Origin of the sequence: Streptococcus oralis (assembly GCF_003943395.1) — a bacterium.
In the GTDB taxonomy this organism is placed as follows: Bacteria; Bacillota; Bacilli; order Lactobacillales; family Streptococcaceae; genus Streptococcus; species Streptococcus oralis_BF.
This window is the reverse complement of the sequence record NZ_RJPJ01000001.1, coordinates 75,442-101,904: the sequence shown is the minus strand read 5'-3', so window position 1 is coordinate 101,904 and position 26,463 is coordinate 75,442. Positions and strand designations below refer to the sequence as shown.

Genomic DNA, 26,463 nt, shown 5'->3' with positions numbered 1-26,463 from the left:
TGGTAACTAGTCTACTGTTTCTTCCAAGTCTTTTAATTTAACCGAAACAATCTTAGAAACACCTGATTCTTGCATGGTAACTCCATAGATAGAGTCCGCTGCCGCCATCGTCCCCTTACGGTGGGTCACGACGATAAACTGACTATCCTTGTCAAAGCGGTTAAGATAATCCCCAAAACGTTTGACATTGGCTTCGTCTAGCGCCGCCTCTACCTCGTCCAAGATGACAAAAGGGATAGTCTTAACTCGGATGATTGAGAAGAGCAGAGCCAGAGCTGATAGGGCTTTCTCACCACCACTCATGAGGTTGAGAGATTGGATTTTCTTACCTGGTGGTTGAACAGAAATCTCCACACCAGCTGTTAAAAGATCGCCCTCAGTCAATATCAAGTCTGCCTGACCACCGCCAAACATCTGTCTAAAGGTCACTTTAAAGGACTCACGAATAGCCTCAAAGGTTGATTTGAAACGTTCCTTAACCTCATCATTCATCTCTGTGATGGTCTCAAGAAGCAGATTTTTCGCAGATAAAATATCGTCTCGTTGGCTATTGAGGAAATCAAGACGGTTGTGAACTTCTTCGTACTGGTCAATAGCGTCCAGGTTGACAGGACCCAGCGAGCGAATAGCCTTCTCTAAATCCTTAACCTCTTGCTCTGCCAGAGTGAGATTTTCCAGTTCATGAGCCTTTTCTAGAGCTTCAGTATAACTAATCTGATACTGGTCTGTTAATTGAGCTTGTAGATGGCGCAAGCGTTCGCTGACTTTTTCCTTCTTAGCTTCAGCACGTGTTTGTTTGCGAATCCACTCCTCGTTCTGCTGATGAGCCTGATCCAAATGACTGGCAATATCATCTAGTTGACCTTCGATATCATCCAACTCAAACTGCTTGCGAATCAGACCTTGTTGAAGATTGGCTTTCTGAGTTTTGGCCTCTTCCACCTGCTGGCTTAGCAAATCCGTATCCACTTTCTCAAGGTTATCAACCTTTTCTTGGAGGAGGCGCTGAATCTCCTCTTGCTCGATATCCAGATTATCCAGTTCCTTGCCTAAGCGTTCAATATCAGTCACTTCATACCGCTTTTGTCCTTGCAGTTCTGACTTAAGCAAGCGTGCTTGCGCTACTTGTTCCTGCAAGTTTTGATAGCGTTCTTGAATGGCATTTTTATTAGACTTAATCTCTTCAATCTCAGCTTCTAGATTTTGCTTTTCACTTGCGATAGTAGAAAGGCGCTCTTGGCATTTTTCCTTATCCGCTTGCCAATCTCCTTCAGAAAGACGATTTAACTCCTCTTCTTGAAGTTTCCAAAGAGTTTCTAGTTCTTCGACCTGCTGACTAGTTTGCTGATAAGCGAGGGACAAGCCTTGCTCTTGGATACGAGCTTGCTCACCCTGAGATTTGATAGCTTCCAATCTTTCTGTTAATACTGCCATCTCGTCTTGCAAGGTCTTTAAAGTCGCTTCTTCTGAACGCAGACTAGCTTCTTCTTCAGCAATTTCTTTTTGTAATTGCTCCAGTTCTGGCTTGATGAAGATGCTGTTATTCTGACGATTGGCACCCCCCGCATAGGAACCACCTGTACGCAATTCTGTGCCATCCAGTGTCACCATACGAACTTGATAGCGAACTTGGCGAGCAGCGGCACGCGCATGTTCTACGGTATCAAAGATAGCCGTCGTAGCTAACAAGTTCTTGAAAATGGCTTCTAGTCTCTTGTCAAACGACACCAACTCATCAGCCATTCCAAGGAAGCCTGCACTTGATGCAATAGCATCTTGATTCTGACTGGAAATTGTACGCGCCTTAATCGTTGTCAAAGGAAGGAAGGTCGCACGACCGGCTCTGTTGCGCTTGAGGAAATCAATAGCCTTGGTTGCCGCGTTCTCATCTTCTACGATGATGTGCTGACTGCTGGCTCCAAGCGCAATTTCTAGGGCAGTTTGATAATGAACATCAAAAGTCAGATGCTCACTGACTGCACCAATAATCCCACCTAGGCGGTCTTTTTCTTGGAGAACACTCTTAACACCCGCGTAAAAATTACTATGATTTCTTAGAATGTTTTCTAAGCTTTGGGCTCTAGCCTGCTTGTTTTTGAGACTATCCAGACGATCAAAGAGTTGACTCTGCTGAGCTTGGTAAGAAACTTTCTGCTCCTCTTGCTCCTTAGCACTAGCTTGGTAGTCAGCCAATAATTTCTGAACCTGCTCCTTGGCAGTTTCAAGCTCAGCCTGCTGTTGACTGGCCTTCTCTTTAGCTGTAGCCAGTTGTTCTTTCAGTTTCTCAACTTGATCTGCTTGTTTTTGAGATAGCTGACGGCTGTTCTCTAGTTCATTCTCTATTCGAGTCAACTGGTTTGAGACATCCGCTTCTTCTTGTAAAAGAGCCACAAAGCGTTCTCGCAAGAGCTCTATCATCTGGTCAGGATCGTCTGAGAAATCCAACAATTCTGCTTCTAAACGATTGAGTTCCTTGTTATTTTCAGCTAGACTTTCCTCTAACTGTGCCAGATTTGCTTCTTTTTCAGCCTTCTCTGTACTTAGCGCCTTTCTCTTATCTTCCAAAGCAGTCAAACGGGCCTGTGCTTCTTGTTGATTGAGGGCTACTTGCTCGGACTCTAGTTTTGATAGGGCTAATTTTCGTTCTAAATCACTTATCAGATTCGTCAGATCCATCAAGCTTCCTTGGTCTTTGGACATTTGAGCTTGGAGATCTTGGCGTTTCTTTTTAAGAGTTTGATTTTCTTCTTCTAACTCTTCACGTTTTTGGTAATAGCTAGTAAAAAGCTCCTGAACCTGAGTTAGTTCTTCTTCTGTCAGATCAAGTTCAGCCTTATTTTCCTTGATTTGGGCAACCAGTACATCCAAATAAATGGCCTTACGTTGACCATCCAAGTCGAGAAACTTGCGAGCATTCTCGGCTTGTTTGGCAAGAGGTTTGATTTGATTATCTAACTCATAGATAATGTCCTCAAGACGATCCAGATTGTCTTGAGTTTGTTGCAGTTTACTCTCTGTTTCTTTTCGACGAGTCTTGTATTTTAAAACTCCAGCAGCTTCTTCAAAAATAGCTCGGCGTTCCTCTGGCTTGGAATTGAAAATCTCCTCAACCTTCCCTTGGGAAATAATAGAGAAGGAATCACGTCCCAAACCTGTATCTAAGAAAAGGTCGTGCACATCACGCAAACGGACTTTCTTGCCATCAATTCGATACTCGCTATCTCCACTACGGTAGATATGGCGTTCTACCTTAATGACTTGCCCTGCATCCTTGATAAAACCATCTTCATTATCCAAGGTCACGACAACAGAGGCATAATTGAGCGGCTTACGACTTTCGGTCCCAGCAAAAATGACATCGGGCATCTTGCCACCACGGAGACTCTTAACACTGGACTCCCCCAAGGCCCAACGCAAACTTTCTGTAATATTTGACTTCCCAGAACCATTGGGCCCAACGACAGCTGTTACGCCTTGGTCAAAAACGACCTTGGTCTTGTCAGCAAAGGACTTGAATCCCTGGATCTCAATTTCCTTTAAATACATGAATCCAGCCCTTTCTCCACTGCATTTCTCGCGGCTTCCTGCTCTGCTAACTTCTTAGAACGGCCTTGGCCCTTTCCGATGCTCTTGCCCTCAACCAGAACTTCTACATCAAAAACCTTATCATGAGCAGGTCCTATCTCAGAGATAACCTGGTAGCGAATATCCACATCTCCATTGACTTGGAGCAACTCTTGCAAGTGTGTCTTGTAATCCTTAATCATTTCAAAATCACCTGCTTCAACCTTGGGAATCATGACCTGATAGATAAACTCTTTTACCTTAGCAACATCCTTGTCTAAAAGCAACGCTCCCAGAAAGGCTTCAAAAGCATCGCCAAGAATGGTGTCACGATTGCGCCCACCAGACTTTTCTTCTCCTTTACCTAGCTTGATAAACTGATCAAACTGGCAATCACGCGCAAAACCAGCCAAACTCTCCTCGCGAACAATCATGGCACGGAGTTTGGACAAATCACCCTCTGGTTTCTTAGGATATTTTTTATACAGATATTCTGAAATCAATAATTGCAGAACAGCGTCTCCTAAAAATTCCAAGCGCTCATTGTGTGAAATTTTTAAGAGGCGGTGCTCATTGGCATAACTCGTATGAGTAAAGGCCGTTTCCAGTAAGTTTTTGTCTGCAAATTCGATTGCAAAACGCTTCTTCAGTACAGTTTGTAATTCTTTCATACTGACCTCTTTCTAATAATTACGATCCTTTCTATTATAACAAAAAAAGCCCTCTGAGTCACTTTAAAACGGGACTAGAGGGAATTTGGGCATTTTTTAGAAGAAAATTTCCAATTTTGGAGGCAATATAAAGAAAAAAGCCTTATTTAAAGGCTTTTTTAGGCTGTTTACATCCACCCTGAGGGAATCGAACCCCCATCTTAAGAACCGGAATCTTACGTGATATCCATTACACTAAGGGTGGAAACTTGTTTTATTATAACAGAAATTTGCTCTAATAACAAGTTTTTTATGGGTGGATTAAGCGTCTATTAGTGGGAAGCATCCCCATTCCAGATAGAGTTTTTCACGATTACATAATCAACGTGCTTGAGGTCAGCAACCTTGTGTCCTCCTGCGTAGGAAATGGCACTTTGCAAATCTTGCTCCATCTCAGTAAGGGTGTCTTGCAAATGCCCCTTGGCAGGAAGTAAGATACGTTTGCCTTCCACGTTTTTGTAAGCTCCTTTTTGGTATTGAGAAGCTGAACCATAGTATTCTTTGAACTGTTCCCCATCGACTTCGATTGTCTTGCCTGGGCTTTCGATATGACCTGCAAAGAGGGAACCAATCATGACCATACTAGCACCGAAACGGATAGACTTGGCAATGTCGCCATGAGTACGAATTCCACCATCAGCGATGATCGGCTTACGCGCAGCCTTTGCACACCAGCGAAGTGCTGCCAACTGCCAACCACCTGTACCAAAACCAGTCTTGACCTTGGTGATACAAACCTTACCAGGACCGATTCCAACCTTAGTAGCATCGGCACCAGCATTTTCCAATTCACGCACAGCTTCTGGTGTCCCTACATTCCCAGCAATGACAAAAGTGTCTGGTAATTCTTTCTTGATGTGCTGAATCATAGAAATCACACTATCTGCATGACCGTGAGCAATATCAATCGTGATATACTCAGGAGCATCAGTCTTGAGCTGGCTAACAAAGTCATACTCATAGTCCTTGACACCTACAGAAATGGAAGCAATGAGCCCTTGATCATGCATGCGTTTGATAAAAGAAATGCGCCCCGCCTCATCAAAACGGTGCATAATGTAGAAATAACCACCTTTAGCAAGTTGTTCTGCTACGTTCTCATCTAAAATCGTCTGCATATTTGCTGGTACAACAGGTAGTTTGAAAGTGTGATTTCCAAGTGTGACACTTGTATCCGCTTCTGCACGGCTTTTAATGACACATTTATTAGGGATCAACTGAATATCTTCGTAATCAAAAATTGGAAATTCATTTAACATATCGATGTCTCGTTTCTTTTGTAATGACCTACCTATGCCTTCGCATCACTACGTCTTTTCCGACGTTTCCTTAACTAATTCTACACCAAAGTACAGATTTTGTCAAATAATTTCATTCATAAAATAATATTGTTCGGTTTTTATTGCAATCAAAATTTTCTGAAAATCACTAAAAATTACTAGATTCGTAAATTATAGTTGATAACTACCTTAGCCAATCCAAAAGTGCGATGACAGTTCCATACCATCACCGCACTGATTTAGCCCATTTATTATCCTAATCTCCTTTAGATGATTTCATTGTAAAGGTATAATACTTATCTCCGCTATAAGTTATTTTAAAGACTCCATCTTTTTGTTCACTGTATAGACTCGCATTTCCAGCAACCTTACCTTCAAATATAATGGTACCTGTCACATAACTCCATTTAGGAGTGGCAATTACTTCTCCTTTATAGGTGATTGTAGAAGTATGATCTGCCTTTAAAGTTGCCTTCAAGGAATCTGGTGCTATTTCTCCAGATGCGTCTGCATCCATTACATCCGCTACAGACGCGCCTACCCAGTCTCCTAAGAGAGCTTTCTCTTCTTCTGGCAAGAAGTTCTCAGGTTTCGCTGCATCCGTTCCTTCTTTTGCAAGTTTTACATCCATTGAAGTTCCGACAAGCTCTTTCAAGATGCTTTCAAATGTAATCGTATCCTTACCAAGCTTGCCAACCATATCAGTATTTTCAATAGTAAGAGTTAACGTGTTATCATCATTTTTCCATTTACCTTCTGCAGTTGTTCCTTCTACGTTTAGTTTCGCCTTGCCTCCACTCATCAATTCGAGTTTGAAGCCAGCCATATCATCACCAGAGAGCGTTACTCCCATGGCCGTTCCACTAACCGCTACGTATTTGCCCACTAAGGCATCGTCCGCTCTTCCACCTGATTTTCCACAAGCTCCAAGCGTGATAAGTAACAGAAGTGCCAATATCAAGCTAAATAATTTTTTCATTTTAAAACCTTCCCTTTCTCCTAAAATAGATTTGAAAGTCTATCTCATTCACTCGTCTATTCTAATCAAAACTTGCCTCCTGCACCTGCTCTAATAAGTCCCATAATGCGCCTCTTTTCTTTTGTCATCGAGCCATTAATAACTCACTTGCCTACCGCCTTTCTATTTAAATAATCCTTTCCACCTCCCATTCATTGTGATTACTGGTATGAGCAATTCTAGGCATATCAACTATTAAAAATATTGTTGACAACTAATCAATTATAACTCAAAAAAGCCCACTTAGACCCCAACTGCAAGTAGCAAAACATGCGAAGGGAGTCTAAATGAGCCACTTACAGTATAATTCTAGCTGTCATCACCTACAACTCTCAGTAAGCTAACAAGGAGAGTGTAGAAAGCGAAAGAACGACGTTAAATGGATAATTCTAATATTTATATGATGATGGCGAGGTTCTATCAGCTTGTTTTCAGTAGACAAACTACTCGTAAAACCTCTTAAACAGTATCTTGGACTTTTAAGCACTCAAATACCACTTAGTCTTTATATATTATGAGTTACATTAAGCGAACGGTAATCTGTATAAATCAGGGTCTTCTAATGATAAATCCCACTAATAAACTACCTTACTTCAAACTCACTTCAAAATGTAATCGCTATCAATTTCTATCTTTATTTTACCTTTTTTTCTAGGATTTTGCATGTTCTATACTGAATTTTTAAAATTTTTAGACGATTATTTTCATTATGTCTAATTAATTCTCAGAAATCACTATATATAAAAACATGTGAAAGGATAGGCGTTTAGGTTCTACTCAACTTAATAATATTCACCCTGACGGTAGTCCCATGAGTTAAAGGTATCTGACAAATGCATCATGATTTTATCAATGTCAAGCCCTTTACGAATCACAACTGGGGCTGGTGAGGTTGAACGAGCTCCTCCTTGTTCTGGAATGAGTTTGCCGTCTTTATCAACCATAGACACCATCACACCCTGCTCGTAGCGAGTTTCGATTGTTTTGTCCGGTTGGATGGATGCCACGTAGTCGTCTGCCTCGATGACAAGGTCCACTGCTCCTTCGATACGTTCTCCGATACCTTCCACCTTACCGCGGTTTCCTTTACCAGATAGGTTAGCTGATGAGGCGTAGACCATCTTACCTTCTTCCCAAAGTTTGGCAGCTAACTGTTCTCCTGCTTTCCCGAATTTGATAACAAAACAGCTCGTTCCACGCACATCAGTCATCAGTTCTTCACGGCCATCACCGTATGCTTTCAATTTCTCAAAGGCTTCAGGTTTCCATGGAAGGATACAACCAAGTAGGATGTCTTCGTCCCAATGTTTTTGGTAGAAGGCTTCAATTTCTGGGTTGAGTTGTGCTAAAGCGCGAAGCTCGTCCATGCTACCACAAAGTACAACACCTGGTTTGTTACGGTTACGTTCTTTGGCTGCGAACTTACGTTCAAGACCTGCCTTGTCGCTAGTCATGATAATGTAACCAACTTTTGTAGGACAAACAATACATCCGCCCTCACCTTTTAAAATGTCATAGCCTTCTTGAGAAAGTGTTCCGTTCCATTGAATGTGTTTTGTCATAGTTCTATTTCCTTTTCTATTTTTTCTAATCCTGCCAGTAGGCTGGTCGTTGTTTTTCATAGGCAGCAATCAAATCTTCATACTGCAAAGTAATTCCGATATCATCCAAACCATTTAAAAGCTTGTGTTTCCAATCACTATCGATCTCAAAGGAGAATTCTCCAACTGGTGAAATGATTTTTTGTTGTTCCAAGTCTACAGTTACCTGGTCGGTCGGTTTGAGTTGGGCTAGCTTTTCTCTAACCTCCCTAGGCTGAACAATAGGCAACATGCCATTATTGAGTTCATTATTGTAATGAATGTCCCCAAAAGATCCTGCAATCACAACCTTAAAACCATAGTCGGCTAGAGCCCAAGCTGCGTGTTCTCTCGAAGAACCTGCCCCAAAGTTATCCCCTGAGATGAGAATACTAGCTTTACGATATTCAGGTCGATTAAAGACAAAGTTTGGGTCCTCAGTATATTTGTCGTCTAGATAACGCCAAGCATACATGAGGTACTTACCAAAGCCTTTTTTATCAATCAACTTGAGAAACTGCTTGGGGAGTATTTGGTCGGTGTCGATGTTATCGTTCATGAGAGGAACGGTCGTTCCCGTATAAACTATAAATTTCTCCATATCCTCTCCTTACTGGGCCTCTGGCATTTGCCGAACATCTACGAAGCGCCCTGCAATAGCTGCCGCAGCTGCCATGGCTGGACTGCAGAGATGGGTCATAGCACCAAATCCTTGTCTGTCTTCAAAGTTACGGTTACTAGTTGAGGCGCAGTGAACACCATCAGGCACCTTGTCCGGATTCATCCCTAAGCACATAGAGCAACCTGGGTCTCTCCACTCAAAGCCAGCGTCTAGGAAAACCTTGTCCAAGCCCAACTTCTCAGCAGCTCGTTTGACAGGACGAGAACCAGGTACTACGATTGCCGTTAGATTGGGAGCAATTTTCTTTCCTTTGACAAAACGAGCAGCCAGTTGCAAGTCACTAAGACGAGCATTAGTACAAGAACCGATAAAGATATAGCCTAGTTCAATGTCCGCTGGCTTTTGACCAGGCTCCAAATCCATGTAATGATAAGCTCGTTCATCGTTCATATCCTTAATTTCTGGAAAACTACTGTCAAAGTCGACGCCCATAGCAGGATTGGTTCCCCAGGTCACCATAGGAGCCAAGTCTGAGACATCCATCCGGATAACTTTATCATAAACAGCATCATCATCGCTGACTAGGATTTTCCAATCCGCCACAGCCTCCTCAAAAGCTTCGGGAACGCATTCCCGTCCTTTGAGATAGTCATAGGTAGTCTGATCCGGATTCATAATTCCCATCTTGGAGCCAAACTCGATGGACATATTGCAGATGGTCATTCTCTCTTCCATGGTCAGTGCATCAATGGCTTGTCCACGATATTCAACCACATAGCCAACACCACAGGCAACGCCGTACTTGGCAATTAAGGCGAGAATGTAATCCTTAGAATAAACTCCTTTTTGAGGAACACCAGTGAATTCTACCAGCATTTTCTTGGGTTTGACCTGCCAAAGGGTCTGGGTAGCAAAGACATGCTCGACCTCACTGGTCCCAATCCCAAAAGCTATAGCTCCGAAAGCTCCGTGAGTAGCTGTGTGACTGTCTCCACAAACAATGAATTTTCCTGGTTGCGTCCGTCCTGTCTCTGGACCTACCATGTGAACGATTCCCTGCTTTTCAGAACCGTGGGCAGCATGTTCAATCCCAAACTCCACAACATTTTCAGCAAGCTTATCAATTTGGGCCTTAGAAATCACATCTCGAATATCATAGATGTTGACTGTTGGTACATTGTGATCAAAGGTCCCAAATGTCAAGTCTGGCCGTCTCAATCTGCGACCTGCGTCTCGTAATCCCTGAAAGGCTTGGGGACTGGTCACCTCGTGAATATAGTGTTGATCCACATACATGAGTTGGGGCTGCCCCTCTTCTCCTGTGATGACATGACGCTCCCATAATTTATCAAAAATCGATTTTCCTGCCATCCATTACCTCCAAATGAAATATAAGGCTACTAGTGTGGTCACCATCCCAAAAAACCAAACCGTTTTAAAATACCATTTTCTAGTCTTGTGGTGAAAGGTGACTCCTGCTAACCAAGCACCAAATCCACCACAGATAAGTGCTATAGTCAAGAGAATTTTCTCTGGGATGCGCCAAGCACCTCTCCTTGCCTTTGATTTGTCAATGCCATAAATCAAGAAAATCAGCAAATTCCAAATCAAGAGGGCAAGCGTGATTCCTTCATTTATCTTCATAATCTTTCAATGATGGCTTCTGTCATTTCCTTAGTAGAAGCCTGTCCTCCAATATCTCTTGTTAAAATGCCAGCCGCTAAACTAGCTTCAACAGCACGCTCGATACGCTCTGCATCCTCATAACGTCCAAAACTGTCTCTCAGCATCATGGCAACTGACAAAATCATAGAGATAGGATTGGCAATTCCTTGACCTGCAATATCAGGTGCTGAACCATGAATAGGCTCATAAAGACTTGGCCCCTTTTCAGAATGACTGGCTGATGGCATGACGCCAAGTGTGCCTGATAGAACGCTTGATTCATCAGATAAGATATCTCCGAAAAGATTCTCCGTCACAATGACATCAAACTTGGCAGGATTAGTAATAATAAGCATAGCAGCTGAGTCCACCAACTGGTGTTCCAAGGTCACATCTGGAAAATCCTGCGCAACTTCCTCAGCTACTATCCGCCAGAGTTTTGATGTCGCTAGAACATTTTGCTTATCGATGCTTGTAACAATTTTTCTCCGATTTTTTGCGATTTCAAATGCCTTACGAATAATCCGCTCTACTTCCTCATAGCTGTAGTCGTTGATATCACGCGCTTTGCGCTCTTCAAGGATATGATCTCCAAAGTAGATACCACCTGTCAACTCACGCACCACAACAAAGTCTACACCAGCAATTCGTTCTGGTTTGAGAGGTGACAAATGCTTGAGACTGTCAAAGATTTTTACAGGACGAATATTGGCATAGAGATTGAGTTCCTTACGAAGAGCTAGCAAGCCTTGTTCAGGCCGAACCGCTGCTCCATCATATTGAGGACTACCGATAGCCGCTAGGAGAATAGCATCTGCTTCTCTACATGCCTTGAGGGTTTCATCAGGTAAGGGATGCCCCGCAGCATCAATACCTGCACCTCCAAAGGGGCGCCTGTCTATCACATAGTCAAAGTCAGTTTTTTCGGCTAGAGCTTCCAGAACCGTTAAACCAGCTTCCATGATTTCTGGACCGATTCCATCCCCTGCTAGAGCTACTATTTTCTTTGTCATAGCCTTCTCCTTTACACACTAGGCATGTCTCGGTAGGAAACGCTACGCCCCATCTCACCAGCATTCTCTTTTTGAACAAAGGTATTGGCATTGATATAGGCAATAGCCGAAGCCTTCAATACATCGAAGTCAAGACCTGCTGCGTTAAAGATGGTTTCTGTATCTCTGTTTTCAACAGTGACCAAGACTCGAGCCTGGGCATCGATCCCATCTGTTACCGCATCGATAGTGTAGGATACCAAGCGGACAGATTGATTGAAGAACTTGTCAATAGCGTTAAAGATGGCTTCAACAGAACCTTGTCCTGTCGCATTGAACTCGACCTTCTCACCATCCATATTAGCCAGGCTAACAAGCGCTTCGATGTCATTATCTGCATGAGTTTGAAGTTGTAAATCATCAAAGTGGAATCCTTCTGGGTTTTCAACCATGATTCCAGCTACCAGAGCTCGAATATCTGCATCTGTGATTTCTTGTTTCTTATCAGCCAGCGCCTTGAACTTAGCAAAGAGTGGTTTGATGTCTTCTTCAGTAAAGTCTAGAGCCAAATCTCTTAGTTTTTCAACAAAGGCATGGCGACCAGACAATTTTCCAAGCGGAAGACTATTACTCTTCACACCAACCAATTCAGGTGTGATAATCTCATAAGTAAGAGGATTTTTAAGGACTCCATCTTGGTGAATGCCAGATTCATGAGAGAAGGCATTACCACCAACCACCGCTTTGTTTTTAGGAACTGGAATACCAGAGAAGCGAGAAACCATTTCTGACGTATTAATGGTTTCATTTAGGACAATACTTGTTTCTGCTTGGTAGTAATCTTGGCGAATATTGAGAGCCACTGCTATTTCTTCCAAAGCAGCATTTCCAGCTCGCTCACCAATGCCATTAATAGTTCCTTCGACACGTCCTGCACCATTCTTGACAGCAGAAAGGCTGTTAGCCACTGCCATTCCGAGGTCATCATGACAGTGAGGTGAATAGATAATCTGACGATTCGTCTTGACATTCTCAATCAAGTGTTTGAAGATGGAACCATATTCCTCTGGCGTCGTAAATCCAACCGTGTCAGGGATATTGATATAGGTCGCACCTGCATCCACAGCTGTCTGAACAACTTGCAAGAGGAAATCCAACTCTGTTCTGGTCGCATCCTCTGGAGAAAATTCGACCACTTCAAACTTAGAACGCGCATAGGAAACATGCTCACTAATTGCTTCCAAAATCTCTTCCTTGCTCTTATTGAGCTTATACTTGCGGTGAATCGGACTGGTCGCGATAAAGACGTGAACCTGAGGATACTTGGCATCCTTGAGCGCCTCATAACAAGCATCAATATCAGACTTGACAGAGCGTGCCAAACCAGTCACCGCTGTTTTTTGCAAGACTTTAGCAATTTCCTGAACTGCCAAAAATGAATCTGGACTCGCCGCCGGAAAACCAGCTTCAATTGCTGAAATGCCCCACTTCTCCAGCTGTCTTGCGATGGCAACCTTTTCCTTGATTGAAAAATTAACACCTGGTGTCTGCTCACCATCACGGAGACTGGTGTCTAGAAACTCAACTCTACGCATAAGAATTCCCCCTTCAAAATTTCAGTATAGAAAAAACATCTCGCTCGGAAACCCAAGCGAGATGTTGATTTACTCCCGCTTGGTAAGCCAAACAGGACTAATGCTTTTGCACTAGCCCGAGTACCTCAACAACAAAGCAAATTGATTAAACTTAGCTGTTTTCATGTTTGACTTTCTCCTTCGTTTGATGTCTTGTTAAGTATTTTAGCATAGGAAAAATCTCTTGTCAAGAAAAAATCCAATATTTTCTGAAAATTTCTTCAGTAAAGAATATTTTGCTAATTGAAAGTATTTGAAAAATCAAGTGAATTTCCTTACTTTTTCAAAGTCAAATTCCAACTGATTTCTAGCAAATCTAGAACGTCATCATCAGATAAACTATCATCAAGAGTAAGACTAATCCAGTAACGTTTGTTCATATGAAAAGCTGGATAAATGCCCTTTTTTGAAAGTAAATGAGCTACTTGGTCGTGTTTGATATTGACTGCTTCGACTAGCCCTTCTCTGCCCTTTTCCAACTTATCCCAAGGAATTCTCATTAAAACAGCATACCACTTTTGATTGCCTTCATGGCGCAATACAGCTGTATCAGGCGACTTTTCCCACAAATACTCCAACTGATTACCATACTTTTCCTGAACTTTAGCCATGATACGCTTAGTCTGAGGGCAGATAAAATCCTGTACATCAAAGCAATCCTTCCGAATCTGGTAAAGAATCTCCAGACAAGCCTCACGGACACTTCCAACAAAAGTCCCTCTCATGCTTTCCATATGGACTTGAGGATAGAGGTCACCAGTCTCCTGGTCAAAGACCTGAAAAGCTAGCTTCCCATCGGTAACTGAAACATTCATAACAAAGTCGCCTTGCAAAATCATACAACTATAAGTCCAGAATTCCTCATTTTCTACAAAACCATAGTCTCTGGCCTTTTCTTTATTAAACTGATAGGATTTAAAAATTTCAAACATATGTGAAAACTGCTACCCAAAGCTAGCAGTTCCTTTCTATTTTTTAAAAGACAACTTTGGTTCCATGCAATTGTGTCACGCCCAGCTGGTCGATAAAGGTTTGACGGTTGTCTAGGTCAATCCCCCCACCTGGTAAGATTTCAATTTTACCAGCAGCATGGTTCAAAATTCTGTGATAGTGGGCAAAACGTTTTTCTAACGAGTCACCAGATACGCCAGCACGAGTCAAGATACGAGTGACGCCAGCTTGGCTGAGCCAGTCAATAGCTTCCAACTGGTCTTCATCACTCAATTCATCAAAGGCCATATGGAAGACAATTTCCATTCCTTTAGATGTAGCAATCAGCTTCTCAAGATTAGCCTTGTCCAACTTCTTATCAGCAGTTAAAGCACCAAAGACGACCCCTTGGCTACCTGCTTGAGCAGTTAAACGAATGTCTTCTAGCATGATTGCAATTTCCAGATCTTGATAGACAAAGTCGCCACCACGTGGACGAATCATAGTCATAATGGTGCTATCATAGTTAGCAGCCAATTCAACCGCTGCCTTGGTCACTCCATAACTGGGTGTTGTCCCACCAACTGCTAGATTATCACAGAGCTCGATTCGACGAGCTCCAGCCTGCATCGCTTTTTCAAGCAAGGTCACATTTTCAGCACAAAATTCGTAAATCATTTGATTCTCCTTGATGTTTTCTTTAAATTTATTATATCATATTATTTGAATATGCTTTCATTTTTATCAAAGGAAATATCAAATTTCAAAAACTAATCCTTATCAGGAATTACTTTAAAGAGATAGTAGGTGATAAAGACGGTTAAAGCTCCCAGACCGATTTTGACTGGCAAAAGAGGAGCAAAATAAATAGAAATTCCCATCAAGATATAGATAGATACGATGATTTTTTTCTTGCGTTCTCGCGCGATAGACTTGGTCTCGCGAAAATCAGCTACATAAGTCTGATAGAGCTTGGTGTGATAAAGCCAGTCTTCAAAACGCTTTGAAGACTTGGAAAAGCAAGCAATTGATAGCAAAAGGAAGGGCGTTGTTGGTAAGAGGGGCAAGGCAACCCCAACAAGAGCCAAGGCTAAAGAAATAAAACCAATAACTAGGTAAATAATACGCATGTCTTCTCCTAATTGAAATAATCTTCTACTAGTTTCCCACAAAATGAGGAAATTTGTCAAGCTTAAACTAAAAAGAGCCTGAAATTCATTTTCAGAACTCTTCATTTTATTTAATTTTTTCTTCTTCGTAGTCGCCATTACTACATACAACCTGCTTGCCACCACCACGGACTTTTTTCTCCACAAGGAAGTGTCCGCATTTTGGACAGTCACGGCCAATCGGTTTGTCCCAGGAAGTAAACTCACATTCTGGATAGCGATTGCAACCATAGAAGATACGATTGCGCTTGGTTTTGCGCTCGATGATTTGTCCTTGATGACAGCTTGGACACTCGACTCCAATCTCTTTGACAATCGCTTGTGTGTGACGACAGTCTGGGAAATTACTACAAGCATAGAATTTACCAAAACGTCCTAGCTTAATTACCATCGGACTGCCACAAACTTCACAGTCAAATCCAGCTGGCTCATCCTTGATCTGGATTTTTTCCATTTCAGATTCAGCCTTGGCTACTTCTTTGGAGAATGGTTTGTAAAAGGCGTCAATGACCCGTTGCCACTGCTCTTTACCAACTTCGACATCATCCAGTTTTCCTTCCATTTCAGCTGTGAAGGTCACATTTACGATATCTGGGAAATATTCAACAATGAGTTTATTGACAATTTCTCCCAACTCTGTTGGTTCAAAACGTTTGGCTGCCAGACGAACATAGTAACGTTTTTGGATGGTTTCAATGGTCGGAGCATAGGTTGACGGACGTCCAACTCCATTTTCTTCCAATGTCTTGATAAGCGTCGCTTCCGAATAGCGAGCTGGCGGTTGGGTGAAATGTTGTTCTGGCTTGCTATTGACCTGCTTGACCACATCTCCAACAGCCATGTCTGGTAACATCTTGTTCTTGTCAGAGTCATTGTAAATAGCAAGATACCCATCAAACTTAACTTGACTTCCATTTGCCGCAAACTGAACGCCATTTTGAGAGAGCTTAACAGCCATGGTATCAAAGATAGCGCCTGTCATCTGGCTAGCCACAAAACGGTTCCAGATAAGGGTATAAAGTTTGAGCTGGTCTTTGTCCAAGTACTTAGCGATGCTTTCAGGTGTGTTAAAGACACTTGATGGACGAATGGCTTCGTGGGCATCTTGAGCACCTGAGGCATTCTTGACCTTGCTACCATGCTTGGAATACTTGCTACCAAAACGGTCGTTAATGTAGCTTGCCGCTTCATTCTGAGCCACAGGACTGATACGAGTCGAGTCTGTACGCATATAGGTAATCAAACCTTGCACACCTGATCCGATATTGATCCCTTCATAGAGCTGTTGGGCCACCATCATGGTCTTTCGAGTACGGAAATTAATTTTGTTAGCCGCATCCATCTGCATGGTTGAAGTCGTATAAGGTAGGGGCGCATTGCGTTTGCGTTCCTTCTTATCTACCTGGTCTACTGTAAAATCTTTGCTAGTCAAATGGGACAAGACTTCTTTGACTTCTTCATTGGTGGTCAATTTCATCTTTTTGCCATTCATACCATAGAATGAAGCCTGAAATTGCTTGGTTCCCTTCTTAAAGACACCATCAATTGTCCAGTATTCCTCAGGTTGAAAGGCATTGATTTCATTTTCACGGTCAATGATTAGCTTAAGGGCAACGGACTGCACACGCCCTGCTGATAAGCCCTTCTTGACCTTTTTCCACAAAATAGGCGAAATCGAATACCCTACCAAGCGGTCTAAGACACGACGAGCTTGTTGGGCGTCGACCAAGTCCATGTCAATCTTGCGAGGCTCTTTAAAGGCATTTTTAACCGCATCCTTGGTGATTTCATTAAATACCACACGGTTGGCATCATTTTCATCCAAGTTGAGAATATGAGCCAAATGCCAAGAAATTGCTTCTCCTTCACGGTCCGGGTCACTCGCCAGAAAGACTTTATTGGCCTTTTTGGCTTCTTTTTTCAGATCATTGATGAGAGGGCCTTTGCCTCGGATATTAATATACTGCGGTTCATAGTTGTTTTCAATGTCAACTGACATACTGGATTTTTTCAAATCTCGGATATGTCCGACGCTGGCTAAAACCTTATAGTTTCTGCCTAGATATTTCTCAATCGTTTTCGCTTTAGCAGGCGACTCCACGATGACTAGATTTTTCTTAACTGTTGATTTTTTCTTCTTTGTTGCCGTAGCCACACTATCACACCTTTTCAAAGTAATAAACTTTATAAAGTGTAAACCATTTTTCTATAGCTGTCAAGACTTAACTCCTATAGTATAGAAGAAAAGTTTATCTGAGTGAACTATTTCTCCTTAAAATTCAAACTCAGCCAGCACATCTTGACCGCTGGTGACCAGTTTTGCTCCCTCTTGGATCAAGTGGTGACAGCCATCTGAATGGCCATCTAAAATGTTTCCTGGAATGGCAAAGACATCGCGCCCTTCCTCCATAGCACGCTCACAGGTGATGAGACTGCCTGAGCGCATTCTTGCCTCTGCTACAATAACCCCACGACACAGTCCTGCTATGATACGATTTCGAGCTGGAAAATGAAATTTCAGAGGTTGCTCGCCAGGTCCATATTCACTGAGAACCAGATGGTCATTGCCAATGTACTCCTGCAATCGTTTATTGGCTTTAGGATAAAACACATCCAATCCTGTTCCAATCACAGCAATCGTTTTTCCACCATTCTGGAGTGCAGCCATGTGGGCAGCCGTATCAATCCCTTTAGCCAAACCACTGACCACGATTAACTCGTTTTCCAAACCTTGAATGACTCTCTGAACCGACTTTGCTCCCTGACTAGAACATGAACGGCTCCCTACAACAGCAACCTTTGGAAACTTCAGCAAGTCTAGATTTCCCTTATAAAACAAGAGCGCTGGAGCATCATAAATCTCACTCAGATCCCAAGGATAACAGTCATCAAGAATCGAGAAGGATGGAAATTTTTGGAACTCTTTCTCCAACTGTGCATCATCTATCTGGAAATAGCGTTCCATAAAGACAGCGGGATTTCTGCAACCAGAGATTTCTGCAATATCTCCTAACAAAAGTTCTTGATCTACAGTCTCGTCATATTCAAGGACAGTTAAAATCTGTTGATTGGTCAGTCCAGCTTTTCTCAATTTGTAAATCTCATAGTTTGTAATCTTCATATACAACTCCGTTTCTTTTACTACTCATCTATCTATTCGTAAAAATAGCAAAAAGAAGACCAGTTGATCTTCTTTTTTTCATTTATTCAGCTTTCGTATTTGACCAGCTAGAGTCTATCAAAAGTCAAAAAACTCTTGAAAAATCTTCAAGAGTTTTATTTTATATTTCTATTCTTCATCCATGCTTAAGACGCTGAGGAAGGCTTCTTGTGGGACTTCTACTGATCCGATAGCTTTCATGCGTTTCTTACCAGCTTTTTGTTTTTCAAGCAGTTTGCGTTTACGAGAAACGTCACCACCGTAACACTTGGCAAGTACGTTCTTACGAAGGGCCTTGATATCAGTACGGGCCACAATCTTGTGCCCAATAGCTGCTTGAATTGGCACCTCGAATTGTTGACGAGGGATGATTTTCTTGAGCTTATCAACGATGAGTTTTCCACGTTCGTAAGCAAAATCCTTGTGAACGATAAAGCTGAGGGCATCCACCTTGTCTCCATTGAGAAGGATATCCATTTTGACTAGCTTAGATGGGCGGTACTCTGACAATTCGTAGTCAAAGCTTGCATAACCACGTGTCGAAGACTTGAGCTTATCAAAGAAGTCAAAGACGATTTCAGCAAGCGGAATTTGATAGATAACATTGACACGATTATCATCAATATAGTCCATGGTTACAAAGTCACCACGTTTGCGCTGAGCTAGTTCCATAACTGCTCCGACGAACTCCTGCGGTACCATGATTTGCGCCTTGACATATGGCTCTTCAATAGTCGCGATTTTAGTCGGATCAGGAAACTCAGAGGGGTTAGACACATCCATAGACTCACCATCAGTTTGGTTAACCTTATAAATAACAGACGGAGCTGTCATGATGAGGTCAATGTTGAACTCGCGCTCTAAACGCTCTTGGATAACATCCATATGGAGAAGTCCAAGGAAACCACAACGGAAACCAAAGCCGAGTGCCTGAGATGTTTCTGGTTCAAACTGCAAGCTGGCGTCGTTGAGTTGCAATTTTTCGAGGGCTTCACGAAGGTCATTGTACTTGTTTGATTCGATTGGATAAAGACCCGCAAAGACCATAGGGTTCATCTGCTTGTACCCGTCTAGTGGTTCTGATGCAGGATTACTTGCTAGGGTCACTGTATCACCAACACGAGTGTCTTGAACCGTCTTGATGGAAGCCGCAATATAACCAACGTCACCTGTCGCTAGAAAATCACGCCCGACTGCTTTCGGTGTGAAAATTCCGACCTCCGTCACATCAAAAGTCTTGCCATTGCTCATGAGCTGAATCTTATCGCCAGGTTTGACCACTCCGTCCATAACACGAACTTGGAGGATAACCCCGCGATAAGCATCGTAGACCGAGTCAAAAATTAAGGCTTTTAATGGAGCTGAAACATCACCAGTTGGAGCTGGCACTTTTTCAACGATCTGCTCAAGAATCTCTTCAATACCAATACCAGCTTTGGCTGAAGCCAAGACCGCTTCGCTGGCATCTAGTCCAATTACATCCTCAATCTCTGTACGAACACGCTCTGGATCAGCTGCTGGTAGGTCAATCTTGTTAATGACGGGCAAGATTTCCAAATCATTGTCCAAGGCTAGATAAACGTTAGCAAGAGTTTGCGCCTCAATCCCTTGCGCAGCATCAACCACCAAAATTGCTCCTTCACAGGCCGCTAGCGAACGCGACACTTCATAGGTAAAATCCACGTGCCCCGGCGTATCAATCAAGTGGAAAATATAAGTTTCTCCGTCTTTCGCAGTGTAATTCAGCTCAATGGCATTGAGTTTAATGGTAATCCCACGTTCACGCTCAAGATCCATACTATCGAGAAGCTGGGCTTGCATTTCACGACTTGAAACCGTCTCCGTCTTTTCCAAAATGCGGTCTGCTAGGGTTGATTTCCCATGGTCAATATGGGCGATAATAGAGAAGTTGCGGATCTTCTCCTGTCGTTTTTTTAATTCTTCTAAGTTCATGATGCTCTTCCTTTCAGGGTATCTATTAATTATAAATTGTTTTTAACATTTTGACAAGACCATACCCTGCTAGGAGTACTAATCTTCGGCAACAAAACCATCATTTTCGATAAAGTAGTGTTCTGTCATACCTTGGTCTGTAAAGACAATCCCATGAAGGACACCGCCATAGACAGCTCCTCCATCCATGCCAATCTTGCCATCCTCTGTTATCCAAAGCTCAGCAGTACCTAGGTCTTGCTTGAGCAAACCATAAACCGGTGTATGTCCAAAGACGATTGTTTTTCCCGTATGGTTTTCAGCTTCGTGGAATGGTTTTCTAAGCCAGACTTTCTTGTAATCAGTTGTTTCATGCCAATCATCCAAGGTCAAATCAATACCAGCATGGACAAAGATATACTTGTCTGTCTCAACGACAAAAGGCATCTGACGAATAAATTCGACTAAATCTGCTGCTTCCGTCTCGACGCGTTTAGCGTCTTCCACTGCATCCACAGGTGCATCCAAGGGACGACCTAGGATAGAGTTAATGGTTGTATCGCCACCATTTCGACGATAGTGGTCATAGCTTTCTTCAGGATTGTCCAACCAAGTCAAAAGCATATACTCATGGTTTCCAGATAGACAGATCGCTCCATGATTATCCACCAAGTCCTTGACCATTTCTAGAACACGGCGACTATCTTCACCTCGGTCAATCAAATCCCCTAGAAAAAGCAACTGGGTGTGACCATCCCATGTTTTGAGAAGGTCTTCCAGCATCCCGGCCTTTCCATGGACATCTCCAATTACATAATAGTCTGTCATTTATTTCTCCCTCGTTTGCAATAATTCTCTGGCTTGGGTAAGGGCCGCTTCGGTTACATTCTCCCCGGCCAACATCTTAGCTACTTCCTCTACTCGCTCTTCTAAAGTTAAGAGACGAACCGTTGAAACAGTTGAATGTTCGTCACTAATCTTTTCAATAAAGAACTGGTAGTCCGCAATCGCAATCACTTGTGGTAGATGAGAAATTGCTAAAACTTGACCATGCTGGCCAATCTTATGAATCTTCTGCGCAATAGCTTGGGCCACACGACCTGAAACTCCCGTATCCACCTCATCAAAGACAATACTGGTCTTACCTTCCTTACGAGAAAAGGCAGACTTGATAGCTAGCATCAGACGAGACAATTCCCCACCAGATGCAATCTTGACCAAGGGTTTAAAGTCTTCGCCAGGGTTGGTTGAAATGTAAAACTCAACTGTTTCATTTCCTTCACGACTGAATTTGCCCTTACTAAAGCGAACCTGAAACTGTGCCTTTTCCATATATAGGTCTTGCAGTTCTTGCTTAATCTCTGCTTCGAGCTGCTGGGCCAAGTCATGGCGAGCAGATGCAAGCTGACCTGCCAAGTCGACAAGCTTGACTTCCAATTTTTTAAGCTCTGCTTCCATATCTTCGGAAGAAAGGTTATTCCCTGTCAAGAGATTGTACTCATCCGTAATCTTGGCGAAGTAAAGCAAGACATCGTCTACAGTCCCACCGTACTTACGGGAAATAGTATTCAGAAGGTCTAGGCGATTCTCAACCTGCATGAGGCGATTGCCATCAAAATCCAAATTCTCAATAATATCTTCCAGACGCTTAGTAATATCTTCTAAAACATAGTAGGTCTCTGATAGAGAACTTGAAATTTCACGGTATTCAGGGTCATATTCTTCGACACTTTCCATGTCATTCATGGCTGAACGGACATTAGCAAGACTGGAGAATTCCTCATTGTCCAACATACTATAAGCATTGGTTAGCGTATCCGCAATATTTTTATGATTGAGGAGTTTATCTCGTTCTTGGTTGAGAGCTAAGTCTTCACCAGCCTGCAAGTTTGCTGCTTCAATCTCTGCCATTTGAAATTCCAACATCTCAATGCGAGACTTGTGTTCTTGTTGATTTTTCTTGACTTCAAGAACTTGTTTACGCATTTTGCGGTAGGTGTCAAAGCTTGTTTGATAGGCTTGTTTAAGCTCCAAAAATGCTGCTTCACCAAATTCATCCAGCATCTGGATGTGCAGTTGAGGACGCATCAACTCCTCTTGGTCATGTTGACCATGGATATCCACAAGGTGTTGCCCAATAGCACGCAAGACAGAAAGATTGACCATCTGCCCATTCACGCGACTAACACTTCGCCCATTTTGAAGAATTTCACGACGGATGATAATCTCATCCCCCATTTCCAAACCTTGCTCTTCAAAAAGTTCCTGTAAAACACGGCTGTTCTCAACAGAGAAAAGCCCTTCAATCTCAGCCTTGGGAGCACCATGACGAATAACATCTGTAGTCGCTCTAGCTCCTAACATCATGTTCATGGCATCGATGATGATCGATTTCCCAGCACCTGTTTCACCAGTTAAGACTGTCATGCCTTTTTCAAAATTGAGCGAAATCGCCTCTATAATGGCAAAGTTTTTTATCGAAATTTCAAGTAACATATAAACCTACCAATTTTTTACTTGTTCAAACATTTCCTTGGCGTCTTCTTCATTTCTCAAGATAATCAAAATTGAGTTGTCGTCTGCCAGACAGTTGAAAATTCTCTCTGAGAAAGTATTCATCAGCTGACTCTTGACAAAGGCAGTATTCCCAGGAATGACATCCAGATTGATCATATTTCCCATGCGCTCAGAACCTACTATGTTATTCTCAGCCAACTGCAAACTTCTTACAATTGTTTTTGGCAATTCATAGATGTATTTATTGTTCTTCAAGGGAATTTTTACAATACCCAGTTCCTTAATATCTCGTGACACCGTCGCTTGAGTGGCAGAGATACCTGCTTCTTTTAAATGCTCAACGATTTCTTCCTGTGTTCCGATTTGATAATCTGTTACAAATCTTCTAATTTTTTCAAGTCTCTCTTTTTTATTCATCTTTAAATTCTCTATGTGCTCTCTCTACAACTTTTTCTATTTCAGGGGCAACTTGGTTACTTGCTCCATCTTCCTTTTTCAAATATGCCAGAAATTCAATATTTCCATGTCCACCTTGGATTGGTGAATAGTCTAATCCAAGCACTGAAAAACCTTGAGCAACTGCCATAGCAGTGACAGATTCAAGGACATTCTGATGGACCTTGGCATCGCGAATGATTCCATTCTTCCCAATCTGCTCACGACCTGCTTCAAACTGGGGTTTGACAAGTGCTACCACCTGACCTTGTTCAGCCAACACACGATGCAAGGCTGGTAAGATCAGACTAAGGGAAATGAAACTCACATCAATACTGGCAAAACTTGGTTCCTGCTCAAAGTCAGTCTTTTCAGCATAGCGGAAATTAAACTGCTCCATACTGACGACTCGTGGATCTTGGCGTAATTTCCAAGCCAACTGATTGGTACCAACATCGACTGCATAGACAAGCACGGCACCATTCTGCAACATGACGTCAGTAAATCCTCCAGTGGAAGCCCCAATATCAATCGCGGTCGCTCCCTCCACTGACAAATCAAAGACCTCCAAGGCCTTCTCCAGTTTTAGACCACCTCGACTGACATACTTGAGTTTTTCACCCTTGAGTTTTAGTTCAGTATCATCTGGGATTTTCTCTCCTGGCTTGTCAAATCGTTCTCCATTAAGGACTGCTACGACTAGTCCAGCCATGACACCGCGCTTGGCTTGTTCACGCGTTTCAAACAAACCCTGTTTATAAGCTAGTACATCCACTCTTTCCTTAGCCATTGATTCTCAAACTTTCTACTATTTTCACAATCGGCTCTGTTTCAAAACTGACTTGCTGGGCGATTTCTTCTAATTTAGCCTCGGCTCGATCCAGAGTTTGGTTACAAAAGGCAGTCGCCTCTTCCAAGCCCAACAAGGCAGGATAGGTTGACTTTTCTGCCTGCAAGTCCTTTTGCGGAGTCTTGCCGATTTCCTCAAAACTAGCTGTTACATCCAGCACATCATCTCTGACTTGAAAGGCAAGTCCGATTAATTCACCAACAGTTTCCAGTTTTGCTTGGATTTCTGGTGCTAATTCAGCTATGATAGCAGCTGCTTGAAAGGGATAGGCTAGCAATTTTCCAGTTTTATTGGCATGAATGGTCTGGAGCTCTTCCAAAGACAAGTGCTGGTGTTCGCCTTCCATATCTAAAACCTGCCCTGCAACCATTCCCAGACTTCCTGAAGCAAGGGATAGGTTGGCAATCAAGTCCACCTTGATTTGACTGGGCAAATCTGCCTGCGCTATTAAGGCATAGGGATCTAGAAACAAGGCATCTCCTGCCAAAATCGCCATAGCTTCACCGAATTTCTTATGGTTGGTCAAACGTCCCCGACGGTAATCATCATCATCCATGGCAGGAAGATCATCGTGAATCAAACTTCCTGTATGAATCATTTCCAAAGCCGCAGCCACCTGCGCGTGTGCTGGTTGGATAAGCACTTTCAGGGATTCCAAAACTTCTAACAAGAGAAAAGGCCGAATACGCTTGCCACCAGCATGAATGGAATAGAGAACAGACTCTCGCAAACTAGAGGCAAACTGCTGATCTCCATAAAAATCTTCCAAAACCGACTCAACAAGAGCTAATTTTTCTTGCTTCTTCATTCAAAATCACTTTCTGTTCCGTCTTCTTGCATGACCTTGACCAAGGTCTTTTCAGCCTTGTCCAGTGTCGCTTGGAGCTCTTTTGACAAGACCATGCCCTTTTGAAAGGCAGCAATTGCATCTTCTAGAGCAATTTCACCATTTTCTAAACTTTGGACAATGGTTTCCAGTTCTGCTAGATTTTCCTCAAATTTCTTTTGTTTTGACATCTTTAACCTCTAATTCTACTTGACCATCCCGCATCAAAAGCGTTACTTGGTCCTTTTTCTTCAAACTCTCAACTGAATCCACAACAGAATCTTCTTTTTTGACAATAGCATAGCCACGAGCCACAATTCGACTGGTATCCAACATCAGCAGGGCTTCTGAAAGTCGCTTCACTTCAGCAACCTTAGCATCATAAACCAGCGCCATTTGGCTACGTAGGAGCTTGTCCAACTGACCTAGGCGGTCTTGATAACGCTGGATTTTGGTAACAGGTGATAATTGGACCAGACGATGAGTCCTTGCTTGTACTAATTGGTTGTTATCAGAAATCCGTGTTCGCAAACTTTGTTTTAATCGCAGTTGCAGTTGATCTAACCGTTGCAAATAACCATCATACAAGCGCTCTGGCTGTCTAAAGATAACAGACTGACTGCATTTTTTCAAAGCTTCTTTTTTCCTTAACAGGACATTCTGAACTGCTGTTGCCATCTGTTTTTCTTGATTTTGCAAATGAGCTAATAGATCCAACTTGGTCACAGGCGTTGCCAGTTCAGCTGCTGCTGTTGGCGTCGCTGCTCTGCGATCTGCCACAAAGTCAGCCAAAGTCACATCCGTCTCATGACCAACACTGGAGATAACTGGCAAACGAGATTCAAAAATAGCCCGTACGACAATTTCTTCGTTAAAGGCCCAGAGATCCTCGATGGAACCTCCACCACGACCAATGATGAGAACATCTAGGTCCTCACGTTGATTGGCACGCGCAATATTTCGAGCAATTTCCTCCGCTGCTCCGTCACCTTGCACCTTGGTCGGATAGAGAAGAATATCGACACCAGGAAATCGTCTGCTGACGGTCGTGATAATATCTCGAATAACGGCTCCACTACGGCTGGTTACCACACCAATTCGCTTAGCAAACTGGGGAAGAGGTTGCTTGAAGCGTTCTTGAAACAGACCTTCTTCCGTCAATTTTTTCTTGAGTTGTTCAAACTGAATCGCAAGCGCCCCAACCCCATCAGGTTCAGCTTTTTCAATGATGATGGAGTAGCTCCCACTCGGTTCATAAACCTGAACTCGCCCAATCACATTGATCTTCATTCCTTCTTCGAGGTCGAAGCCTAATTTCTGATAAATCCCTGACCAGATGGTCGCTTGAATGACTGCTCGGTCATCTTTTAGGGAGAAATATTGGTGAGTAGGACGTTTACGAAAGTTGGAAACTTGACCAGTTAAATAGACCCGTTCCAAGTAAGGGTCTTTATCGAATTTCATTTTCAGATACTTGGTCAAAGTTGTTACCGATAAATACTTTTCCATCTCCACCTACTATTCATTTTCTTGCTTTTCCATGGGTATTATTATACCAAAAACATGCTTAAAAATCACC

Annotated in this window: 23 protein-coding genes and 1 tRNA gene; all 24 read right to left on the bottom strand. The window is 42.7% G+C overall.

Going from position 1 to position 26,463, the window contains the following annotated elements:
* Positions 1-6 precede the first annotated feature (6 nt).
* The 24 genes from smc to xseA all read right to left on the bottom strand — a co-directional run bounded on the left by smc (position 7) and on the right by xseA (position 26,393).
* Positions 7-3,546 carry a chromosome segregation protein SMC gene (gene smc, locus D8802_RS00535; RefSeq protein WP_125394375.1) on the bottom strand — a complete coding sequence of 1,180 codons (3,540 nt, stop codon included), beginning with the start codon at positions 3,544-3,546 and terminating at the stop codon, positions 7-9.
* Positions 3,537-4,235, bottom strand: coding sequence for a ribonuclease III (rnc, locus tag D8802_RS00530; RefSeq protein WP_125394374.1), 699 nt, complete (start codon positions 4,233-4,235; stop codon positions 3,537-3,539). The genes smc and rnc overlap by 10 nt, the downstream gene beginning before the upstream one ends.
* 172 nt (positions 4,236-4,407) lie before the next feature.
* Positions 4,408-4,479 (bottom strand) — tRNA-Arg (locus D8802_RS00525).
* Between the two features lie 67 nt (positions 4,480-4,546).
* On the bottom strand, positions 4,547-5,533 hold the full coding sequence (locus D8802_RS00520) for a GMP reductase (RefSeq protein ID WP_125394373.1): 987 nt from the start codon (positions 5,531-5,533) through the stop codon (positions 4,547-4,549).
* 277 nt (positions 5,534-5,810) lie between these two features.
* Positions 5,811-6,533, bottom strand: a complete 723-nt coding sequence (locus tag D8802_RS00515) for a hypothetical protein (RefSeq protein WP_125394372.1) — start codon at positions 6,531-6,533, stop codon at positions 5,811-5,813.
* Between the two features lie 821 nt (positions 6,534-7,354).
* Positions 7,355-8,134 (bottom strand): L-threonylcarbamoyladenylate synthase, encoded by a 780-nt coding sequence (locus D8802_RS00510; RefSeq protein WP_125394371.1) that lies wholly within the window; start codon positions 8,132-8,134, stop codon positions 7,355-7,357.
* A 25-nt stretch (positions 8,135-8,159) separates the two neighbouring features.
* Positions 8,160-8,753 carry a 3-isopropylmalate dehydratase small subunit gene (gene leuD, locus D8802_RS00505; protein ID WP_125394370.1) on the bottom strand — a complete coding sequence of 198 codons (594 nt, stop codon included), beginning with the start codon at positions 8,751-8,753 and terminating at the stop codon, positions 8,160-8,162.
* Positions 8,754-8,762: 9 nt separating this feature from the next.
* On the bottom strand, positions 8,763-10,145 hold the full coding sequence (leuC, locus tag D8802_RS00500) for a 3-isopropylmalate dehydratase large subunit (RefSeq protein ID WP_125394369.1): 1,383 nt from the start codon (positions 10,143-10,145) through the stop codon (positions 8,763-8,765).
* 3 nt (positions 10,146-10,148) lie between these two features.
* Positions 10,149-10,418: a DUF1294 domain-containing protein gene (locus D8802_RS00495; protein ID WP_125394368.1), complete on the bottom strand. Its 270-nt coding sequence runs from the start codon at positions 10,416-10,418 to the stop codon at positions 10,149-10,151.
* Positions 10,415-11,452 (bottom strand): 3-isopropylmalate dehydrogenase, encoded by a 1,038-nt coding sequence (leuB, locus tag D8802_RS00490; RefSeq protein WP_125394367.1) that lies wholly within the window; start codon positions 11,450-11,452, stop codon positions 10,415-10,417. The genes D8802_RS00495 and leuB overlap by 4 nt, the downstream gene beginning before the upstream one ends.
* An 11-nt stretch (positions 11,453-11,463) precedes the next feature.
* Entirely contained in the window at positions 11,464-13,026 is a 1,563-nt protein-coding gene (locus D8802_RS00485; RefSeq protein WP_125394366.1) for a 2-isopropylmalate synthase, read from the bottom strand.
* A gap of 314 nt (positions 13,027-13,340) precedes the next feature.
* A complete protein-coding gene (locus tag D8802_RS00480; protein WP_125394365.1) occupies positions 13,341-13,997 on the bottom strand; it encodes an MmcQ/YjbR family DNA-binding protein in 657 nt (218 codons plus the stop codon).
* Positions 13,998-14,040: 43 nt separating this feature from the next.
* Positions 14,041-14,673, bottom strand: a complete 633-nt coding sequence (locus tag D8802_RS00475; RefSeq protein ID WP_125394364.1) for a copper homeostasis protein CutC — start codon at positions 14,671-14,673, stop codon at positions 14,041-14,043.
* Positions 14,674-14,765: 92 nt separating this feature from the next.
* Positions 14,766-15,125, bottom strand: a complete 360-nt coding sequence (locus D8802_RS00470; protein ID WP_125394363.1) for a YbaN family protein — start codon at positions 15,123-15,125, stop codon at positions 14,766-14,768.
* A 106-nt stretch (positions 15,126-15,231) separates the two neighbouring features.
* Positions 15,232-17,319, bottom strand: coding sequence for a type I DNA topoisomerase (gene topA, locus D8802_RS00465; RefSeq protein ID WP_000179667.1), 2,088 nt, complete (start codon positions 17,317-17,319; stop codon positions 15,232-15,234).
* Positions 17,320-17,436: 117 nt separating this feature from the next.
* Entirely contained in the window at positions 17,437-18,285 is an 849-nt protein-coding gene (dprA, locus tag D8802_RS00460) for a DNA-processing protein DprA (protein ID WP_049536571.1), read from the bottom strand.
* 168 nt (positions 18,286-18,453) lie between these two features.
* Positions 18,454-20,277 carry a translation elongation factor 4 gene (gene lepA, locus D8802_RS00455; RefSeq protein ID WP_125394362.1) on the bottom strand — a complete coding sequence of 608 codons (1,824 nt, stop codon included), beginning with the start codon at positions 20,275-20,277 and terminating at the stop codon, positions 18,454-18,456.
* A 78-nt stretch (positions 20,278-20,355) separates the two neighbouring features.
* Entirely contained in the window at positions 20,356-21,084 is a 729-nt protein-coding gene (locus D8802_RS00450; RefSeq protein WP_125394361.1) for a metallophosphoesterase family protein, read from the bottom strand.
* Complete coding sequence (recN, locus tag D8802_RS00445; protein ID WP_125394360.1) at positions 21,085-22,752, bottom strand: DNA repair protein RecN; 1,668 nt, start codon at positions 22,750-22,752, stop codon at positions 21,085-21,087.
* Positions 22,753-22,758: 6 nt separating this feature from the next.
* The gene (locus tag D8802_RS00440; RefSeq protein WP_001034389.1) at positions 22,759-23,190 is read right to left on the bottom strand and encodes an arginine repressor; all 432 of its coding nucleotides are present in this window, start codon (positions 23,188-23,190) and stop codon (positions 22,759-22,761) included.
* A complete protein-coding gene (locus tag D8802_RS00435) occupies positions 23,183-23,998 on the bottom strand; it encodes a TlyA family RNA methyltransferase (RefSeq protein WP_125394359.1) in 816 nt (271 codons plus the stop codon). Before D8802_RS00435 ends, D8802_RS00440 begins: the two co-directional genes overlap by 8 nt.
* Positions 23,991-24,866, bottom strand: a complete 876-nt coding sequence (locus D8802_RS00430; RefSeq protein ID WP_125394358.1) for a polyprenyl synthetase family protein — start codon at positions 24,864-24,866, stop codon at positions 23,991-23,993. The genes D8802_RS00435 and D8802_RS00430 overlap by 8 nt, the downstream gene beginning before the upstream one ends.
* The gene (locus D8802_RS00425; protein WP_000043226.1) at positions 24,863-25,075 is read right to left on the bottom strand and encodes an exodeoxyribonuclease VII small subunit; all 213 of its coding nucleotides are present in this window, start codon (positions 25,073-25,075) and stop codon (positions 24,863-24,865) included. The genes D8802_RS00430 and D8802_RS00425 overlap by 4 nt, the downstream gene beginning before the upstream one ends.
* Entirely contained in the window at positions 25,053-26,393 is a 1,341-nt protein-coding gene (gene xseA / locus D8802_RS00420; RefSeq protein WP_125394357.1) for an exodeoxyribonuclease VII large subunit, read from the bottom strand. Before xseA ends, D8802_RS00425 begins: the two co-directional genes overlap by 23 nt.
* Positions 26,394-26,463 lie beyond the last annotated feature (70 nt).

Bases quoted from the DNA above. Each gene is read 5' to 3' on its own strand.
- smc (WP_125394375.1), bottom strand. From the start codon at position 3,546: ATGTATTTAAAGGAAATTGAGATCCAGGGATTCAAGTCCTTTGCTGAC.
- rnc (WP_125394374.1), bottom strand. From the start codon at position 4,235: ATGAAAGAATTACAAACTGTACTGAAGAAGCGTTTTGCAATCGAATTT.
- D8802_RS00520 (WP_125394373.1), bottom strand. From the start codon at position 5,533: ATGTTAAATGAATTTCCAATTTTTGATTACGAAGATATTCAGTTGATC.
- D8802_RS00515 (WP_125394372.1), bottom strand. From the start codon at position 6,533: ATGAAAAAATTATTTAGCTTGATATTGGCACTTCTGTTACTTATCACG.
- D8802_RS00510 (WP_125394371.1), bottom strand. From the start codon at position 8,134: ATGACAAAACACATTCAATGGAACGGAACACTTTCTCAAGAAGGCTAT.
- leuD (WP_125394370.1), bottom strand. From the start codon at position 8,753: ATGGAGAAATTTATAGTTTATACGGGAACGACCGTTCCTCTCATGAAC.
- leuC (WP_125394369.1), bottom strand. From the start codon at position 10,145: ATGGCAGGAAAATCGATTTTTGATAAATTATGGGAGCGTCATGTCATC.
- D8802_RS00495 (WP_125394368.1), bottom strand. From the start codon at position 10,418: ATGAAGATAAATGAAGGAATCACGCTTGCCCTCTTGATTTGGAATTTG.
- leuB (WP_125394367.1), bottom strand. From the start codon at position 11,452: ATGACAAAGAAAATAGTAGCTCTAGCAGGGGATGGAATCGGTCCAGAA.
- D8802_RS00485 (WP_125394366.1), bottom strand. From the start codon at position 13,026: ATGCGTAGAGTTGAGTTTCTAGACACCAGTCTCCGTGATGGTGAGCAG.
- D8802_RS00480 (WP_125394365.1), bottom strand. From the start codon at position 13,997: ATGTTTGAAATTTTTAAATCCTATCAGTTTAATAAAGAAAAGGCCAGA.
- D8802_RS00475 (WP_125394364.1), bottom strand. From the start codon at position 14,673: ATGATTTACGAATTTTGTGCTGAAAATGTGACCTTGCTTGAAAAAGCG.
- D8802_RS00470 (WP_125394363.1), bottom strand. From the start codon at position 15,125: ATGCGTATTATTTACCTAGTTATTGGTTTTATTTCTTTAGCCTTGGCT.
- dprA (WP_049536571.1), bottom strand. From the start codon at position 18,285: ATGAAGATTACAAACTATGAGATTTACAAATTGAGAAAAGCTGGACTG.
- lepA (WP_125394362.1), bottom strand. From the start codon at position 20,277: ATGAACTTAGAAGAATTAAAAAAACGACAGGAGAAGATCCGCAACTTC.
- D8802_RS00450 (WP_125394361.1), bottom strand. From the start codon at position 21,084: ATGACAGACTATTATGTAATTGGAGATGTCCATGGAAAGGCCGGGATG.
- recN (WP_125394360.1), bottom strand. From the start codon at position 22,752: ATGTTACTTGAAATTTCGATAAAAAACTTTGCCATTATAGAGGCGATT.
- D8802_RS00440 (WP_001034389.1), bottom strand. From the start codon at position 23,190: ATGAATAAAAAAGAGAGACTTGAAAAAATTAGAAGATTTGTAACAGAT.
- D8802_RS00435 (WP_125394359.1), bottom strand. From the start codon at position 23,998: ATGGCTAAGGAAAGAGTGGATGTACTAGCTTATAAACAGGGTTTGTTT.
- D8802_RS00430 (WP_125394358.1), bottom strand. From the start codon at position 24,866: ATGAAGAAGCAAGAAAAATTAGCTCTTGTTGAGTCGGTTTTGGAAGAT.
- D8802_RS00425 (WP_000043226.1), bottom strand. From the start codon at position 25,075: ATGTCAAAACAAAAGAAATTTGAGGAAAATCTAGCAGAACTGGAAACC.
- xseA (WP_125394357.1), bottom strand. From the start codon at position 26,393: ATGGAAAAGTATTTATCGGTAACAACTTTGACCAAGTATCTGAAAATG.